The following is a 16,456-nucleotide window of genomic DNA, read 5'->3' as shown; positions in this document are numbered from 1 at the left end:
AAAAGGTAAACGCTATGAATAAATTATCGATAATCATAAGCGGCGTTGTGATCAAAACTGATCAATCAGGTTATTTTCGTCTGAATGATTTACAGAAAGCGGCTAAAAAATCAGAGGGGCAAAAGCGCTCAGAAAGAACATTTGAAATACATGAATTCATGCGCCGACCAGATACTAAGGGGTTGATAAGAGAGATAGAAAATGAAACTACGGGAAAACTCCGTAGTTTAGCCTTTTTCACTATTGAGGGGCGAAACGGTGGGACTTACGTGTGTAAAGAATTAGTTTACGCCTATGCTATGTGGATTAGCCCCAAATTCCACCTTCATGTTATACGCACGTTTGATGCAGCCGTTGCCAAAGAGCAGATACGTATTTCGTATCGTGATATGGCCCGGCTTGAGTACCGCCCATTGACCGATGCCATCAAGCACGAGCGTGAGGCACAGGGGAAAAACATTGCCCCTCATCACTTCAGCAACGAAGCTGACCTGATTAACCGCATTGCACTGGGTATGACATCCGCAAAATTTCGAGTCCACCATGAAATAGGTAAGAAAGAATCTCTCCGTGACTATCTGACGCCAGAGCAGATCCACTGCATTACCGAACTGCAACGCGCTAATACGGTATTCATTGGCATGGAATGGGACTTCGAGCAACGCAAAGCCACGCTGATGGGAATATTCAACAAAAACCATCGCCAACCGCTGATTGAAGAACAACACCGACTGGCGGCTTAGTATGACAAAAAGCGAAAGAGAAACCTTGAGGCCCGGTTAATCCGGGCCTTTTCATCGGTGCAGTGCATGCACCCATCACACGTCGGATCTTGTTTAGGAATGAGCCTTTGAGGAAGCAGCTGGCTAGTGCTGCCTTCGACGGGCTGATTTCCTATGCGCCAAAGGTTCATTACCTAAGTAAGGATAAGCACTATGCAAACAATCACCGTTCCGTTTCATGGAAATGCCCTGTATGTCGTTAACTGTAACGATGAACCCTATACCCCGATGCGCCCAATCATTGAGGGTATGGGGTTGGCATACCAGGGTCAGGCGGGTAAGTTGAAATCTCGCTTTGCCAAGGGGGTCATGGAAATCATGATCCCTACCCAAGGTGGCCCACAGAAGATGCTTTGTCTGGCTCTGCGCAAATTAAACGGCTGGCTTCAAACCAAAAATCGATAAGCCTCGTATCTCGTGGGGCTTTTTTTCGCCTGTAGTAAATCAAACCGTGCATTCGCGTACACTTCACTAGAGAGCTTTCCGTAGTGTGAGTCTGAGGCAGGGCGGTGGATCACCTCGTTCCGCTCTCGGCTGCCCATGTCTACGCGAACAGGCTCGCACCACAGAAGGTAAAAACGTCAAGTCGCAGTAGAAAAGCAAGCAGCAAGAAAGTCCACAAATCCGCCAAGCCCGGCGATAACCCACCATAGATCCTGTTTGGAAATGATTCTCAGAGGAATGCCAGTATAGCTGGTGAGCTTCTATGGGCTGTCATTTCTGGGCGCTGAGGGTCATTTCCAAAAGGAATACACAATGAAAGCATTAACGTTTAAAAAACATTCGATTTTGCCGTTTGATAACGGTGACGGGAAAATCTGGTTTACCAGTGCACATATGGCTGAATTGCTCGAATACGCTGATGAGAAATCAGTAAATCGCTTGTATAACCGCAATAAAAATGAATTTACAGACGAAATGAGCCGGGTGGTCAGTGTGACCTCTCGTAATAAAAACAAAGAGATACAATACAATCGTGTGCGTGTGTTTTCTCCGCGGGGAGGCCATCTGCTGGGTATGCTGGCGGATACCAAGATAGCCAAAGCATTACGCCGCTGGTTACTTGATCTGGTTGACAAAGAATCTCAGCCAAATTTGGCACTCATGAATATTAACCAGCTTAAAGAACTGACGCTGAGTGTTCGATATTTCAGCATGAACGCAGTATGGCTCATGGGATAGATAACCATTTTCAGAGGATTATTCTAAATGACCGCAATCACCGAATTAACAGACGTTCAGCAAATGAATCTTGAACTGCTGCGATTGGTTCAATCTGACACAGCAGCGGCAGAAAAGGCCATTGAATTTGTTGCTGGCGTTAAGCTGAATTACGAGCTGTTCAAAGACCAGTACACACTCGCAGCCGCCGAACAAACCCCGCTTGCTCGCACTGAAAAAGCTATCCGCGAGGCAAAAGAAGCGCTGACACTATTTGGATGAGGAAATGATTATGGCAGCGCCAAAGGGTAACCGATTCTGGGAGGCTCGTAGCAGTCATGGGCGCAACCCCAAGTTCGATTCGCCCGAGGCGCTATGGTCAGCCTGCTGTGAATACTTCGAGTGGGTAGAAGAGCACCCATTGTGGGAAATGAAGGCCTTCCCGTATCAAGGGGAAGTGACGCAGGAACCCATTGCAAAGATGCGAGCAATGACATTAACGGGTCTATGCCTGTTCCTGGATATTGCCGAAAGCACGTGGCAACTATATCGCGCTCGTGAAGATTTTATGGTGCTCACTACGCGAGCGGAGAAAGTCATCTACGACCAGAAATTCTCTGGCGCTGCTGCTGACCTGCTCAACGCAAACATCATTGCCCGAGACCTGGGCCTCAAAGAACAGTCGCAGGTTGAAGACGTGACACCTGATAAGGGAGATCGCGGCAAGCGGCTTTCCCGAATTCAGGAGCTTTTACGTGGCAAACGCAGCGACGATTGATATCGATGAGCTAACAGAAGACGAGCAGATAGAATTGCTCGAATTACTGGAAGAAGAAGAGAACTACCGCAAAACCCACCTGCTTTACGGGTTCACTCCATACAGCAGGCAAAGAGAATTTATCGACGCAGGGCATGATTACCCCGAGCGATGCTTTATGGCTGGCAACCAGTTGGGTAAATCTTATACCGGTGGTGCTGAGGTGGCCTTTCATCTCACCGGGCGCTATCCCGGCACTAAAGGATATCCAGATGACGGTAAATACGGCGAGGACTGGAAAGGTAAGCGCTTCTATGAGCCGGTTATGTTCTGGGTCGGTGGTGAGACTAACGAGACAGTAACGAAGACCACACAGCGCATTCTGTGTGGTCGTATCGAAGAGAATGATGAACCCGGCTACGGATCAATCCCGAAAGAGGACATCATTGGTTGGAAGAAGTCACCCTTCTTCCCGAACCTTGTCGATCACCTGCTTGTCAGGCACCACACTGCCGATGGTGTTGAAGATGGCATGTCTATCTGCTACTTCAAGCCGTACTCACAAGGTCGCACCCGTTGGCAAGGTGACACCATCCATGGGGTGTGGTTCGACGAAGAGCCGCCGTATGGCATTTATGGCGAAGGTCTCACGCGAACTAACAAGCACGGGCAATTCTCAATCCTGACATTCACCCCCTTGATGGGTATGTCTGACGTTGTAATCAAGTTCCTCAAAAATCCCAGCAAGGCGCAGAAGGTGGTCAACATGACCATTTATGACGCTGAACATTATTCTGATGAGCTGCGAGAGCAAATCATTGCTGGCTATCCAGAGCATGAGCGTGAAGCTCGTGCGCGTGGCATCCCGACGATGGGTAGCGGTCGCATCTTCCAGATACCGGAAGAGACGATTAAGTGCCAGCCGTTTGGATGCCCTGATCATTTCTATGTTATCGACGCGATGGATTTCGGATGGGATCACCCGCAAGCACAGATTCAACTCTGGTGGGACAAGGACGCGGACACAATATATGTCGCTCGCGTGTGGAAAGACAAAGAGAAAACAGCGGTTCAGGCATGGGGCGCTGTCAAATCATGGGCAAGTAAAATTCCCACGGCGTGGCCTCACGATGGCAATCAGCATGAGAAGGGCGGCGGTGAGCAACTTAAAGCTCAATATGCTGATGCCGGTTTCATGATGCTGCCTGAGCATGCAACGTGGCCCGATGGTGGTAACGCCGTTGAGCCAGGAATCACTGAACTGCGTGACATGATGCTCGATGGTAGGTTCAAAGTGTTCAATACCTGCGAGCCATTCTTTGAAGAGTTCCGCCTCTATCACCGCGATGAAAATGGAAAGATAGTCAAGATTAACGATGACGTTCTGTCTGCCGTTCGCTACGGCTACATGATGCGTCGCTTTGCCAGGCTGATGCGCGACATCAAGCAGCCGAAAGAGAAGAAAATCCCCGCACCAATCAAACCAATCCCACGGAGTAGGTAATGGCCGATAACAATACCCGGCTGAATGACATTCTCTGTCAATTTGACAGGGACTGGTGTTACAGCAAAGAGGCCAGAAACGAGGCGACAAACGATCTGTTCTTTAGTCGAGTGTCGCAGTGGGATGACTGGCTAAGTCAATACACGACATTGCAATATCGCGGGCAATTTGATGTTGTTCGCCCCGTTGTGCGTAAACTCGTTGCAGAAATGCGACAGAACCCAATTGATGTGCTGTTCAAGCCGAAAGACAATGCTAGCTCTGACGCCGCCGACATTCTGATGGGGATGTATCGCACCGATATGCGGCATAACACCGCGAAAATCAGCGTCAACATTGCCGTGCGTGAGCAAATTGAGGCGGGCGTAGGGGCGTGGCGTATCGTCACAGAGCACGAAGACCAGGACCCGACGAGCAATAATCAGATTATCCGCCGCGTTCCCATTCATGAGGCGTGCTCTCATGTGGTTTGGGACTGCAACAGCAAACAAATGGACAAATCTGACGCCAAACATTGCACGGTAATTTGTGCGATGAGTCAGGATGGGTGGAAAGCGTTTGCAGAAGAGCACGGGCTGGATGCTGAGAACATGCCGACATTCCAGTCGCCGGATAGCCATTACCTGTTTCCATGGATAACTAAATCGGTCTTCTATGTCGGTGAACACTACGAGGTAGAGGAAAAGAAGGAAACAGTATTCATCTATCAAGACCCACTGACAGGCGAACCAGTAAGCTATTTCAAGCGCGATATCAAGGATGTTATCGACGAACTGTCCGAGCGCGGCATGGTTAAAATCGGTGAGCGTAACGTCAAGCGTCGCCGTGTGTACAAAACCCTTCTGACGCTTACGGAAATACTGAAAGACCGGGAACTAAAAGCGGGTGAACATATCCCGATTGTTCCGGTATTCGGTGAGTGGGGATTCGTCGGCGATAAAGAAGTTTACGAGGGAGTTGTCAGACTGACAAAGGATGGTCAGCGCCTGCGCAACATGATTATGTCGTTTAACGCCGATATCGTAGCCCGGACACCGAAAAAGAAACCGATATTCTGGCCGGAGCAAATCGCAGGCTACGAATACATGTACGGCGGTAATGATGACTACCCGTACTATCTGATGAACCGCACTGACGAGAGTAACGGTGAGTTACCCGTACAGCCCATCGCATACATGGAAAACCCAGAGGTTCCGCAGGCCAACGCCTACATGCTGGAAGCTGCGACTAATTCAGTGAAAGAGGTCGCTAGCCTCGGTGTGGATGAGCAAGCGGCTAATGGACAAGTGGCATTCGATACGGTCAATCAGCTAAACCAGCGCGCCGATCTTGAAACGTATGTTTTTCTCGACAATTTGGCTACAGCGATGCGGCGAGACGGGGAGATATATTCATCCATCGTCAACGATATCTATGACGTACCGCGATCAGTATCAATGACGCTGGAGGATGGCAGCGAGAAAGACGTTCAACTGATGTCTCAGGTTGTTGACTATCAATCTGGTCAGGTCATCACACTCAATGATGTTCGCGGACGTTACGAGACGTACACGGATGTTGGCCCCTCCTTCCAGTCAATGAAGGAGCAGAACCGGAAGGAGATTCAGGCGTTACTTTCTTCTGTGCCGCAAGGCACACCAGAGTTCCAGATGTTGCTGCTGCAATATTTCACGCTACTTGACGGGAAAGGCGTCGAGATAATGCGCGAGTATGCAAACAAACAGTTGGTAATGATGGGCCTGAAACAGCCAGAGACACCAGAAGAGCAACAGATGGTCAAGGAAGCGCAACAACAACCGCAAGAGCCATCAGCTGAACAAATGCAGGCTCAGGGCGTATACCTGCAAGGTCAGGCTGAATTGCTCAAAGCGCAGAACCAACAGATGCAAATCCAGGTTGATGCAGCGAAGGTCGAAGGCCAGAACCAGCTTAACGCCGCCAGGGTTGCTGAAATCTTCAACAACATGGACCTGGATAAGCAAGCCGCATTCCGTGAGTTCCTGTCTCTCATGGGTAAATTCCAACAACAGAACAGCGATGACGCTCGCGCCAACGCTGAATTGCTTCTTAAAGGCACAGACCAGCAGCACAAGCAGAGGCTGGACGTGGCCAATCACCTGCAATCGCAGAGACAAAATACACCTTCCGGCAGCGTAGCCGAGAAATCACCTCAATAAGAGAGAGTTAATCATGACCGATACCACCGAAATTCAGGAAACTGAAGGCCAACCCCTGCACGTCGATAATGCGGCGGCAACCGCAGTCGATACAGCGCCAAATGCCAACGACGCACAGTCGCAGGATGCAGGCTTTGAGATTGTCCTGAAAGACGATGAGACAAAACCGAAACAAGACCCGGAAACCAATGCCAGGTTTGCAGCTAAACGCCTTGAGCGTAAGCGGCAGCGTGAGATTGAACAGCAGATGCAGGCGGTTCAACGTGGCGAGGTGCCGGAGAATTTGCGGGTTAATCCTGAGTTACCGCCTCAGCCAGACATTAATGATTATCTGTCTGATGCTGCAATGGAGAAGTACGGCTTTGATCAGGGTCGAGCGCTGGCGGCATTCCAGGCCGCTCAGTCTGACTGGCAAATCAAGGCGATGGACGCTCGTAGCAACGCAGTAGCGGAGCAAGGGCGAAAAACTCAAGCATTCACCCAGCAATCAGCGCAATACGTTGAAGCGGCGCGTAAGCACTACGATTCGGCAGAGAAACTCAATCTTCCCGACTATCAGGAGAAAGAAGATGCGTTCCGGCAGTTAGTCCCGGCAGGCGTGGACACTACCATTATGGATCTCTTTCCTGAAAAGTCGGCGGCCATCATGTATCACCTGGGCGCAAACCCAGAGAAATTACGCCGAATCCTGGCGCTTGACGGTCAACGCGCACTCATCGAACTCACTCGACTATCTGAGCAATTAACTCTCAAGCCTCGCGGGACTCAGGTTTCCTCCGCGCCCCCGGCTGACCAATCCATTGCAGGTGATGTGATGGCGGCTAACACCGACGCCATTCGCAGACAGATGGAAGCGGCAGCAAGCAAAGGTGACACGGAAGCCTATCGCGCACTCAAGGCAAAACTTAATAAAGGATCACGATAATGGCTTTGAACGAAGGTCAGGTAATTACCTACATGGTCGATGAAATCATCGAAACCGTGGAAAATATCACACCGATGGCTCAGCGCGTCGGTAAATACACTCCACCCGCTGGCGATATGCAACGTTCGCAAAACACCGTATGGATGCCTCTGGAACAGGAAGCGCCGACTCAACAGGGGTGGGATTTGACTGGTCAGGCTACAGGTATGTTGGAGTTGTTAGTCAAGTGCAACATGGGCGTGCCGGATAACGACTTTTTTACTCTGCGTGCTGATGATTTGCGTGATGAACGGTCAATACGCCGCCGTGCTGCTGCATCTGGTCAGAAACTGGCTAATAACGTTGAGAACGCTATCGCAAAACAGGCGGTTGAAATGGGCTCTCTGTTAGTTGCTAGCACGTCTCCGATTGGTTCCGCTAAAACAGGATGGGATTTCATTTCCGAGGCAGAGGCGCTTGTCTTCTCTCGCGAATTGAATCGCAGTGCTGGCCTGTCATTCTTCTTCAACCCTACCGATTATCGCGGTGCGGGTCAGGAATTGGTGGGTAAAGACTTCTACGGCCGCATTCCAGAGGAGGCATATAAATCTGGCACGATTCAGAAACAGGTCGCCGGGTTTAATGAGGTGCTTCGTTCACCCAAAATGCCAACGCTGTTAGCCTCTACGGCAACGGGTATCACGGTATCCGGCGCACAGAAATTCAAGCCGCAAGCATGGGTTGCTGACGCTGACGGTAACCGTGAAAACGTGGACAACCGCACGGCAACAGTGGCGTTAAGTTCTGGAACGGGACTGAAACGCGGCGACAAAATTTCGTTTGCTGGCGTCAAGTACCTTTCTCAGATGGCTAAAAACCTGCTGACACAGGATGCAACCTTTTCTGTTGTAGCTGTTAACGGCGCTCAAGTCACCATCACACCAAAGCCTATTGCTCTGGATGACACAGCATTGCTGCCGGAAGAACGCGCATACGCCAACGTAAACACCTCATTGGCCGACACTATGGCGGTGAACATTCTGAACACCACCACTGCGCAATCCAACGTGTTCTGGGCTGATGACTCTATCCGCCTTGTATCACAGCCGATCCCCATCAATCACGAATTGTTCTCTGGCATGAAAACCCAGAGCTTCTCAATCCCGAATGTGGGGCTGAACGGCGTTGTAGCCTATCAGGGTGATATCAGCACCCTGTCCGGTAAATGCCGCATCGCGTTGTGGTACTCGGCATGTGCGGTTCGCCCCGAGGCAATCGGTGTTGGGTTGGCTAATCAGGCATAACAAACAGGGGCTTCGTCCCCTTTATTTTGAGGTGCGCATGTCACAGATGATTTATAAGCCGGGCGGAAAAACGAAAGTCTGGAACACTACGGCTCACGTTATCGTCATTGATGAGGCTGACCTGGAAGAATATCTGGCTGATGGCTGGCTAGACCATCCGGGTAAGCTGTTTGATTCTCCTGAGCCTGTTCAACGCAAGAAGCCGGGGACAAAGCCCAAGGCGGTGAGTGATGCTGATAGCAACTAAAGGTGATTTGGTTAGGGCTGCGTTGCGTAGGCTGGCTATTGCCTCCAATGCCACCCTGATCGATGTCGAACCGCAGTCAATGCAGGATGCGGTAGACGACCTCGAAACAATGATGGCTGAGTGGTATCAGGACGGTAAGGGAATTATCACCGGCTATGAGTTTGCCGACATGAATAACCTGCCAGCGGAAGGTGACGACCACGGATTACGCTCTGGCGCTGTCAGTGCCGTATACCACAACCTGGCTTGCCGAATTGCTCCTGACTACTCACTCGAAGCTACCGCGAAAATCATCGCCACCGCGAAATACGGCAAAGAATTGCTCTATAAGCAGACCGCGATTGAGCGCTCCAGGCGAGCGCCTTACCCCAGCCGGATGCCGATTGGCAGCGGCAACAGTCCTGCCACGCTGAACGGCTGGCATTACTTCCCCGGAGAGAAGCCAGATGCCGATACAACAACTTCCCCTGATTAAGGGCGTTGGAAAAAACTTCCGGGACGCTGACTATGTTGATCTGCTTCCGGTCAATATGTTGGCGACACCCAGGCAAGTGCTGAACAGCAGCGGATATTTGCGCTCATTCCCCGGCATAGACAAGCGATCGGATGTTGCAGGTATATCGCGTGGCGCAATGTTCAACACTGCTCAGAATGCCGTATATCGCGTTTGTGGAGGTAGTCTGTATCGTGGCGCGTCGGTGGTTGGTTCGTTGTCTGGCTCTGGTCGTGTGCCGATGGCGCATAGCCGCAACTCTCAGGCGGTGATCGTCGGCGGTCAGGTTGTGCAATATGGCTACGATGGCACGGTGAAAACTGTTGCTAACTGGCCTGTATCGAGTGGCACCACGCAGTATCAGCTGGGCTCATCGCGTGATATCTGCTGGTCACGCGGTAACTACGTGTGGTCGAAAGATGGGACTGATTCGTTTTTCATCTCTGATTTGGATGATGAGGCTTTTCCCGATAAATACCGTGCTGAATACCGTGCGGAGTCACAACCAGACGGCATTATTGGTGTTGGTTCATGGCGTGATATGGTTGTGTGCTTCGGCACAACCACGACTGAGTATTTTTCTCTGACGGGTAACTCTGGTGCGGGTCAGGCGGTATACATCGCTAACCCGGCGTACATGGTCACAAAAGGGATAGCTGGGACGTTTTGCAAGTGCCCGTTTATGGACGCATTCGCCATTATCAGCAACCCGGCAACAGGCGCACCGTCTGTCTACCTGATTGACTCTGGTCAGGCCAAACCCATCGCATCAGCAACGACTGAGAAAACGCTACGCGAATACACTAACGCTGAGCTATCAACTGGCGTCATGGAGTCATTGCGTTTCGACTCTCACGAACTGCTGATTATCCACCTGCCACGTCATGTGCTGGTGTTTGATTCGTCGGTGAGCGAGAGCGGTCCACAGTGGGCCATCCTGAAAACGGGCCTGTTTGATGACGTGTACCGTGGGATTGATTTCTTCTACGAAGGCGGCGCTATCACATGCGGTGACAAGCTGGAATCTGTGACCGGACAGCTTAATTTTGCATCGTCTGCCCAATATGACAAACAACAGGAGCACTTGCTCTATTCCCCGCTCATCAAGGCGGACAACGCGAGACTGTTCGACCTCGAGCTTGAAGTATCGACGGGCGTTGCTCAATTCGCTGAACGGCTGTTTATCTCTACCACCACTGATGGCATCAACTACGGCAGGGAACAAATGGTGCCGTGGAATGCACCGTTCCGCTATGACCAGAGGGCGCTATGGCGTCGGATTGGGCGTGTGCGCAAAAACATCGGCTTCAAGTTCAGAATTATTACTAAAAGCCCGGTAACCCTATCAGGGCTACAAGTGAGGGTTGAGTGATGGCTGATGACTCACTAAACACGCCTGTGAAAGTTCGTGCTGTCAGTATCAAGGCTGTATCTCTTCCGGTCGGGTTCTCCCCGGCATATCAGCAATACGTGCTTAGCCAGGCGATGGACTTCACTCAGGTTGCAGGTAAGGCAAATCAGGCCGCCGATGGCGCATATAACGCTCAGGTTGTGAATGATGCTCAGAACGTGACACTTGCCGACCACGAGGGCCGGATTGCGCAATTGCGCATTGATGTTGATGGACATGAGATTCGAATAACAGCCAACACCAATTCGATCGCCGCTCTGGATGTCAGAGTAACTAGCGCCGAGGGGGCTATAACCCCCCTTCAGACGAGAATGACGGCAGCAGAGGGCAACATCACAACTCTGCAAACCAGCGTAGCAGCTATCCAGACTGATTATGCATCCAGGTCTGCCACCGCGCCCCAATCTCTCGCCAGCCCGCTAAACGTGGCTGCATCCTACTCTGTCAACGGCACCAAAGTATTAGGCCCGCAGCAAACCGGATGGACGGCAGCAGCCGGCACAGCATTTCTCGGCGCATTCAACGCTGACCAGTCATATGCAGCAGGTGCAACCTGTTCGCAGGCAGATATTCAGGCGCTGGCTGCTGGCCTCGTTGAAGCTCGTCAGCGCACAAAGGCGCTTGAAGATGCTTTACGCGCGCACGGCCTGATTAACTGAGGTTTCCCCATGATTAGCTTCACTCCCACCCGTAACATTGATGTTATCGAGACGGTGGCTAATGAGCCTGATATTCAGGCCGGAACAGCCAACGGAAACCATTTTTCATACAACCCTAACGAGCTTTATTTCGAAGTCGGCGTGTATCACAACTTCGCCGGGATCGTTCGGGCTATCGAGGTTCAGCCTGAATCGTACGAGTGTCACGCCATGTTTTTAGAGCATATGCGCGGGTTCAGTAAAGATATCGGACTGGCCTTCTGGCAATACTTTTTCACCTACTACGATGCTGAGTGCGTCCTGTCTATGGCCTCTGACAAGTTCAGAAAAGGCAAGTTTTACTGTGCGTCAATCGGGTTAAAGCGCCGGGGAGTAATCCCCAAATTCCTTGACGGCACAACTGACGTAACGATCTATTCAGCAACACGCGAGGAGCTAGGCTATGGGCGGCGGTAAAGGCGGAAGTAAAAATAATGGTGCGGCGGCACAAGCTGACGCCACGAACAGAGCCACAGAATTACAAAGAGAGCAATGGCAGACGGTGATGAATAATCTTTCGCCTTTTACGCCATTAGCACAGCAGTACGTCACTCAGTTGCAGGATTACTCATCCCTTGACGGTCAGAACAAAGCGCTGAATGAGTATTACAACTCCGCACAATATCAGGGCTTGGCAGACCAGGCGCGTAACCAGATTTTACGCTCGGCACAAGCTACAGGCGGACTAGGCTCTACTGCAACGGGAAACCAGTTGTCGTCCATCGCTCCCACGCTAGGACAGAACTGGCTATCCGGCCAGATGAATAATGCGAACAATTTGGCAAACATCGGATTGGGAGCATTGCAAGGGCAAGCCAACGCAGGTCAAACCTACACCAACAACACTGGGCAGTTATTGCAGCAGAACGCGGCGCTCGCCGCGGCCAACGCTAATAGGCCATCGGCGCTACAGCAGAGCATTTCTGGTGGATTTGGTGGTGCTCTTGCTGGCGGCGGCATTGCTAGTGCTCTGGGCATGTCTACGCCGTGGGGGGCTGGTATCGGTGCAGGTATCGGAATTCTAGGCTCGCTATTTTAAGGTGTGAACATGGCTACTTGGCAGCAGAATATTAACTCTGGCGGCTTTTTTGGTGGCGTTGGTCAGGTAAACACCAATGCACCACAAGCCAGTGATGTTAACGCAACGCCAGGACTGATTCGACAGAACAACGACTTTGCCCGCGCTGGCGGTAACAATATCGGCTTGCAGGCATTACAGGGGCTGCAAGGGCTGTCTGATGCTTACAAGCAAGACCAGCTACAGAAAACGCAAGCCGCATTCAATCAGGCCCATGCCAACGCATGGAAATCTGGTGACACGTCAGCATTGCGCGATTTCGCTGTGCAGAACCCGGCATTCATAGGTCAGGCTCAGCAGGCTGTTTCCGGCCTTGATGCTGGTCAGCGTTCCGATATGACCAATCAGGCCGCAAAGTTGCGGCTAGCACTGTCTCAGGGTCCGGATGCATATGCTCAGTATCTGCAAAAAAACTCAGGTGAGTTGTCTCGTGTTGGCGCTAATCCGGGCATTCTGGCGCAAATGGGGATACAAGACCCACAGGGTGCCGCGCAACTGTTTGACACTCTTGGTATGGCCGGGAGCGGTGATAAATATTTCGACATCCTGGATAAACTGCAAGGACGAGAGATTGACCGCGGCAAGCTGGCGGTTGATCAGGATAAAGCGGCGGAAACGGCGAGAAGCAATCGCGTTGGTGAGGCTCAAGGCTGGGCCAATGTTGATATTGCTCAGCAAAACGTCAAAGTGCGCAAGTTGGAGCTACAAGATAAAGCGCTGGACAGGAAAATACAAAACGAAACCAATCAGGTGCAATTGGGAATTTTGCAAGATAAACGAGCAGCAACGCAACGGGATCTTGGGCAGGCCAGGACGGATAAGGTCGACGCATACAATACCAGCATGGATACGATGACTCGCACCATTGACACGGCAAATAAGGTTCTTGACAGCCCCGGATTCACAGGATATTTCGGCGTCAACCTAATACCTGGCACTAACAGATGGATCCCCGGTACCGACGCGGCAGACACTAGCGCTCTGGTAGACACTCTCAAATCTCAGGGGTTCATGTCAGGAATTCAGCAAATGCGTGGACTTGGAGCCTTGAGTAATGCTGAGGGTCAAAAGGTGATGGACGCGATCGGAAACCTTTCGGCAAGCCAGTCTGAAAAATCGGCACGCGCATCGATAAAGGCCATCATTGACACAACGCAGATGGCTCAGAAGCGACTGCAACAAAAATATGGGAAGGATATCCCTGTGCAGCAGCCCAATCAGCAGCAATCACAGATGTCAGATGATGATCTGGTAAATAAATATCTCGGGGGCAGATAGTGGCATACGACCGCGAACAGCTTATGACCGCGTTACGCAACGCTGACGCGGCAGGGGATACGGAAGGTGCGACCAGGATTGCTCAGATGATCCAGTCTCAAGGGCAGCGAGCTCACTCACCTCAGCCATCATCACCAGGGGTATCGGCAGAGGAAAGCGCCAGACAGGAAAATGTGGTTAACAACGCCAATGGCTTCGACCGCTTTATGTTTGGGGTGATCAACGGGTTGATGGATGTTGGCAAGGGTGTTGGTTTGTTTGACGACATGACACCAGAAGAACAAGCGGCGATCAAGTCGGTTCAGCAGAAGCTGGCTGCCAAGCCATCTACTTCACAGGATGTTGGTGAGTTTGTCGGACAGGCTGCGCCATTTCTTGGCGGTGGCGGTCTGATAGCTCAAGCGCCTGCTCGTGCTGCAAGGCTAGCGGCTGCTGCTGGATTAGGTGCGGCAGAGGGTGGCATTGTGGCGAAAGGGACAGGCAATGATGTTGCCACTGGTGCCGCAGTGGGTGCCGTTGCTGGCCCTGTAGCTGATCTTGTTGGACCTGCCGTTGGTAAGGTCGCGGGGAAAATAAAAGAGGGTGCTGGCGATCTGTATCGCGCCGCCACAGGCATAGGTGGAGATTCTACTAGCGCTACGCTTGATAAAGCATCCAGCGCAATGAGTAATAGAATTATTGGAAACCAGAGGGCAATGCAGGGTTTTGCTCAAGAGGTTAGCCCTGACCAGAATGCCATTAATGCCATACGTGAACTGGGGATGGAGAATTACACCACTCCCGGCATGGTATCAAAAAACCCCACAGTCAGGGCGCTAGACAATGCAGTTGCCACGCTTCCAGGCACTGAAATCAATGAAGGGCATAAGCGATTCATCTCTGAGCTTGGGAAACGCGCCGATGAGTTGATCACCTCGTTTGGCGGTGATCTGGATAAGCAGGCAGTTTCCGACAGGCTGGCATCAAAGTTTGATAGCATCATATCAAACCTGCAAAATCAGTCTGACGAAATTTACAATAAGGTTGCTCAAAAGGTCCCAATCCGTGATCGCGTTGAGCCGAACAACACCGTGAGATTCTTGGAGGATCACGCGGACGATTTAGGCGGTATAGATGAGCTTACCCCGATATTAAAGAGGACGCTTTCACGGCTTGACCCAAATACTCTGCCAACATATGGCCGATTGGATAACGTCAGAAAGCAGGTTGGGCAGGCTATCGGTAATAAGGTAGGGTATTTCAAGGATGAAGAGGTTGGCACCCTTAAACAGCTTTACGCTGCCATTACGGATGATCAGCAGGTTGTTGCTGAAAAATATGGCGCTGGTGAATTGTGGAACCTTGGCAAAGAACTGGTGAAAACAAGAAAGGGAATTGAAGATAATGCAGAATTTGTGTTGGGGAAGAAATTACAGCAGTCCGCCGTACCAAAAGTAGAGTCAGCGATGGTGAGAATGTCACAGGGTAATGGATCGGACTTTCGCCAGCTTATGAGCGCCATACCTCAGGATATGAGGAAGGAGGTTGCGTTAACGTCCATGAACAAGGCATTCACCGCGAACGCTAAATCCCCCGGCCAGCAACTTGGCGTTGATGGGTTTGTTAAATGGTACAACGGTATGGCCAGGAATAAGTCGAATATGTCCGCGCTTAGAGATGCGATTGGCAATGACGCAGCGAATAGACTGGATACGATTTATCAGGCGGCAAAAGCCATGAACCGACTAAACACGGGCAAGCAATACGCGAGCAGCCTTGTCGATCAGCAGGTAAATAACTTTCTGAAAGAAAAAAGCGGACTGTCAAAGATATATGGAATTGCATCAAAGGCTGCCGCAGCAGAGGGAGTTACTACGTTATCGGGATTGCACGGAGTAGGTGCGGTAGGAGTAATATCCAGCGCCCTTTCCGCTGGAAAAACGAGCAGGATAAAAGCCGCAGATGCGCTGCTTTCGTCGCCAGAGTTCAAGTCAATGATCTTTCGCTCACAAAGCGCACGTATAGATAGAGCAGAAGTTAGGCGCGTAATTGAAAGTAAGGTGACGCGATCTAAAGCATATGAGCGATGGGCAAGCACATTATCAAGCGACGAGGCTAAAACCCTTGGTCGCGTTGGTTTGATAACGTGGTTATCCCGCGAGGATTAATCAACTCTAGTAATATTTCCATCCTTTTCCTGATAAATCTTACAGTTATCATTTTTGGATAACTTAATCATATCACCCAGAATCTTAAACAGATAATAAGCCGCAACAACGAAAGACACAGCGGTAATCATCGTGAGCGTGATGATTTGTGCTATGGCTTTAAGTGATGGGAATAAATAATAACTAATTGAAAAACTGGCAGTAATAACGATTAATCTGTACACAGACACCTCCGCCATGGATGGCTATTTTTTTACCATTTGGCGGAACACGCCACACATACCAGCATATTTAGACGAAAGCATGAGGTTTGTCACCAGCTCAGCTCCATCACCCAATTCGATACCTTCTCCGCTAACTGATTTTCCAGTAGAGGGGCTTTGTTGAATAATAGGTAATCATGCGGTTTTTCCATGCCAGTTTTGGTTGAAAATGCTTGTCATCTCAGGTGTACACTTTTCTCATGGGGCCTAACTGCATGATTTTACGTTGCGAGGATCCGTCGTTTCGCTGGA

The 16,456-nt window shown here is 50.8% G+C and carries 18 protein-coding genes; 17 read left to right on the top strand and 1 reads right to left on the bottom strand.

Translation table 11 applies throughout. From position 1 onward, the window contains the following. Positions 1-14: 14 nt before the first annotated feature. The 17 genes from ACD630_RS08520 (at position 15) to ACD630_RS08440 (ending at position 15,941) form a co-directional block, all read left to right on the top strand. Positions 15-743 (top strand): KilA-N domain-containing protein, encoded by a 729-nt coding sequence (locus tag ACD630_RS08520; RefSeq protein WP_430358783.1) that lies wholly within the window; start codon positions 15-17, stop codon positions 741-743. Positions 744-935: 192 nt separating this feature from the next. Next, positions 936-1,187, top strand: coding sequence for a phage antirepressor N-terminal domain-containing protein (locus ACD630_RS08515; protein WP_430358782.1), 252 nt, complete (start codon positions 936-938; stop codon positions 1,185-1,187). 351 nt (positions 1,188-1,538) lie between these two features. Further along, complete coding sequence (locus ACD630_RS08510; RefSeq protein WP_430358781.1) at positions 1,539-1,964, top strand: BRO family protein; 426 nt, start codon at positions 1,539-1,541, stop codon at positions 1,962-1,964. A gap of 27 nt (positions 1,965-1,991) precedes the next feature. After that, the gene (locus tag ACD630_RS08505) at positions 1,992-2,225 is read left to right on the top strand and encodes a DUF2560 family protein (RefSeq protein ID WP_291972560.1); all 234 of its coding nucleotides are present in this window, start codon (positions 1,992-1,994) and stop codon (positions 2,223-2,225) included. 10 nt (positions 2,226-2,235) lie between these two features. After that, on the top strand, positions 2,236-2,721 hold the full coding sequence (locus tag ACD630_RS08500) for a DNA-packaging protein (RefSeq protein ID WP_430358780.1): 486 nt from the start codon (positions 2,236-2,238) through the stop codon (positions 2,719-2,721). After that, positions 2,699-4,204: a terminase large subunit domain-containing protein gene (locus ACD630_RS08495; protein WP_430358779.1), complete on the top strand. Its 1,506-nt coding sequence runs from the start codon at positions 2,699-2,701 to the stop codon at positions 4,202-4,204. Before ACD630_RS08500 ends, ACD630_RS08495 begins: the two co-directional genes overlap by 23 nt. Continuing rightward, complete coding sequence (locus ACD630_RS08490; RefSeq protein ID WP_430358778.1) at positions 4,204-6,381, top strand: portal protein; 2,178 nt, start codon at positions 4,204-4,206, stop codon at positions 6,379-6,381. The genes ACD630_RS08495 and ACD630_RS08490 overlap by 1 nt, the downstream gene beginning before the upstream one ends. Positions 6,382-6,394: 13 nt before the next feature. Continuing rightward, positions 6,395-7,306, top strand: a complete 912-nt coding sequence (locus ACD630_RS08485) for a scaffolding protein (RefSeq protein WP_430358777.1) — start codon at positions 6,395-6,397, stop codon at positions 7,304-7,306. Next, positions 7,306-8,589 (top strand): P22 phage major capsid protein family protein, encoded by a 1,284-nt coding sequence (locus tag ACD630_RS08480; protein ID WP_430358776.1) that lies wholly within the window; start codon positions 7,306-7,308, stop codon positions 8,587-8,589. Before ACD630_RS08485 ends, ACD630_RS08480 begins: the two co-directional genes overlap by 1 nt. Before the next feature lie 46 nt (positions 8,590-8,635). Continuing rightward, positions 8,636-8,836, top strand: coding sequence for a hypothetical protein (locus ACD630_RS08475; protein ID WP_430358775.1), 201 nt, complete (start codon positions 8,636-8,638; stop codon positions 8,834-8,836). Further along, positions 8,820-9,311, top strand: a complete 492-nt coding sequence (locus ACD630_RS08470; protein ID WP_430358774.1) for a packaged DNA stabilization gp4 family protein — start codon at positions 8,820-8,822, stop codon at positions 9,309-9,311. The genes ACD630_RS08475 and ACD630_RS08470 overlap by 17 nt, the downstream gene beginning before the upstream one ends. Beyond that, a complete protein-coding gene (locus ACD630_RS08465) occupies positions 9,283-10,701 on the top strand; it encodes a packaged DNA stabilization protein (protein ID WP_430358773.1) in 1,419 nt (472 codons plus the stop codon). Before ACD630_RS08470 ends, ACD630_RS08465 begins: the two co-directional genes overlap by 29 nt. Next, the gene (locus tag ACD630_RS08460; protein WP_430358772.1) at positions 10,701-11,399 is read left to right on the top strand and encodes a phage tail protein; all 699 of its coding nucleotides are present in this window, start codon (positions 10,701-10,703) and stop codon (positions 11,397-11,399) included. Before ACD630_RS08465 ends, ACD630_RS08460 begins: the two co-directional genes overlap by 1 nt. Positions 11,400-11,408: 9 nt before the next feature. After that, positions 11,409-11,855, top strand: a complete 447-nt coding sequence (locus ACD630_RS08455) for a DUF2824 family protein (RefSeq protein ID WP_430358771.1) — start codon at positions 11,409-11,411, stop codon at positions 11,853-11,855. Next, positions 11,842-12,477 carry a DNA transfer protein gene (locus ACD630_RS08450; protein ID WP_430358770.1) on the top strand — a complete coding sequence of 212 codons (636 nt, stop codon included), beginning with the start codon at positions 11,842-11,844 and terminating at the stop codon, positions 12,475-12,477. The genes ACD630_RS08455 and ACD630_RS08450 overlap by 14 nt, the downstream gene beginning before the upstream one ends. Positions 12,478-12,486: 9 nt before the next feature. Next, complete coding sequence (locus tag ACD630_RS08445; RefSeq protein WP_430358769.1) at positions 12,487-13,794, top strand: phage DNA ejection protein; 1,308 nt, start codon at positions 12,487-12,489, stop codon at positions 13,792-13,794. Continuing rightward, positions 13,794-15,941, top strand: a complete 2,148-nt coding sequence (locus ACD630_RS08440) for a hypothetical protein (RefSeq protein ID WP_430358768.1) — start codon at positions 13,794-13,796, stop codon at positions 15,939-15,941. Before ACD630_RS08445 ends, ACD630_RS08440 begins: the two co-directional genes overlap by 1 nt. Here ACD630_RS08440 and ACD630_RS08435 read toward each other — a convergent pair. Beyond that, on the bottom strand, positions 15,938-16,180 hold the full coding sequence (locus ACD630_RS08435) for a hypothetical protein (protein ID WP_430358767.1): 243 nt from the start codon (positions 16,178-16,180) through the stop codon (positions 15,938-15,940). The two genes, ACD630_RS08440 and ACD630_RS08435, sit on opposite strands and share 4 nt — an antisense overlap. Positions 16,181-16,456 lie beyond the last annotated feature (276 nt).

This window comes from Symbiopectobacterium sp. RP (assembly GCF_050472005.1).
Taxonomy (GTDB): domain Bacteria; phylum Pseudomonadota; class Gammaproteobacteria; order Enterobacterales; family Enterobacteriaceae; genus Symbiopectobacterium.
Note: the sequence above shows the minus strand (reverse complement) of the source record. Positions and strands in the feature narration are given on the sequence as shown.

Excerpts from the sequence above, each read along its gene's own strand:
- ACD630_RS08520 (WP_430358783.1), top strand. The coding sequence starts at position 15 with ATGAATAAATTATCGATAATCATAAGCGGCGTTGTGATCAAAACTGAT.
- ACD630_RS08515 (WP_430358782.1), top strand. The coding sequence starts at position 936 with ATGCAAACAATCACCGTTCCGTTTCATGGAAATGCCCTGTATGTCGTT.
- ACD630_RS08510 (WP_430358781.1), top strand. The coding sequence starts at position 1,539 with ATGAAAGCATTAACGTTTAAAAAACATTCGATTTTGCCGTTTGATAAC.
- ACD630_RS08505 (WP_291972560.1), top strand. The coding sequence starts at position 1,992 with ATGACCGCAATCACCGAATTAACAGACGTTCAGCAAATGAATCTTGAA.
- ACD630_RS08500 (WP_430358780.1), top strand. The coding sequence starts at position 2,236 with ATGGCAGCGCCAAAGGGTAACCGATTCTGGGAGGCTCGTAGCAGTCAT.
- ACD630_RS08490 (WP_430358778.1), top strand. The coding sequence starts at position 4,204 with ATGGCCGATAACAATACCCGGCTGAATGACATTCTCTGTCAATTTGAC.
- ACD630_RS08485 (WP_430358777.1), top strand. The coding sequence starts at position 6,395 with ATGACCGATACCACCGAAATTCAGGAAACTGAAGGCCAACCCCTGCAC.
- ACD630_RS08480 (WP_430358776.1), top strand. The coding sequence starts at position 7,306 with ATGGCTTTGAACGAAGGTCAGGTAATTACCTACATGGTCGATGAAATC.
- ACD630_RS08475 (WP_430358775.1), top strand. The coding sequence starts at position 8,636 with ATGATTTATAAGCCGGGCGGAAAAACGAAAGTCTGGAACACTACGGCT.
- ACD630_RS08470 (WP_430358774.1), top strand. The coding sequence starts at position 8,820 with ATGCTGATAGCAACTAAAGGTGATTTGGTTAGGGCTGCGTTGCGTAGG.
- ACD630_RS08465 (WP_430358773.1), top strand. The coding sequence starts at position 9,283 with ATGCCGATACAACAACTTCCCCTGATTAAGGGCGTTGGAAAAAACTTC.
- ACD630_RS08460 (WP_430358772.1), top strand. The coding sequence starts at position 10,701 with ATGGCTGATGACTCACTAAACACGCCTGTGAAAGTTCGTGCTGTCAGT.
- ACD630_RS08455 (WP_430358771.1), top strand. The coding sequence starts at position 11,409 with ATGATTAGCTTCACTCCCACCCGTAACATTGATGTTATCGAGACGGTG.
- ACD630_RS08450 (WP_430358770.1), top strand. The coding sequence starts at position 11,842 with ATGGGCGGCGGTAAAGGCGGAAGTAAAAATAATGGTGCGGCGGCACAA.
- ACD630_RS08445 (WP_430358769.1), top strand. The coding sequence starts at position 12,487 with ATGGCTACTTGGCAGCAGAATATTAACTCTGGCGGCTTTTTTGGTGGC.
- ACD630_RS08435 (WP_430358767.1), bottom strand. The coding sequence starts at position 16,180 with ATGGCGGAGGTGTCTGTGTACAGATTAATCGTTATTACTGCCAGTTTT.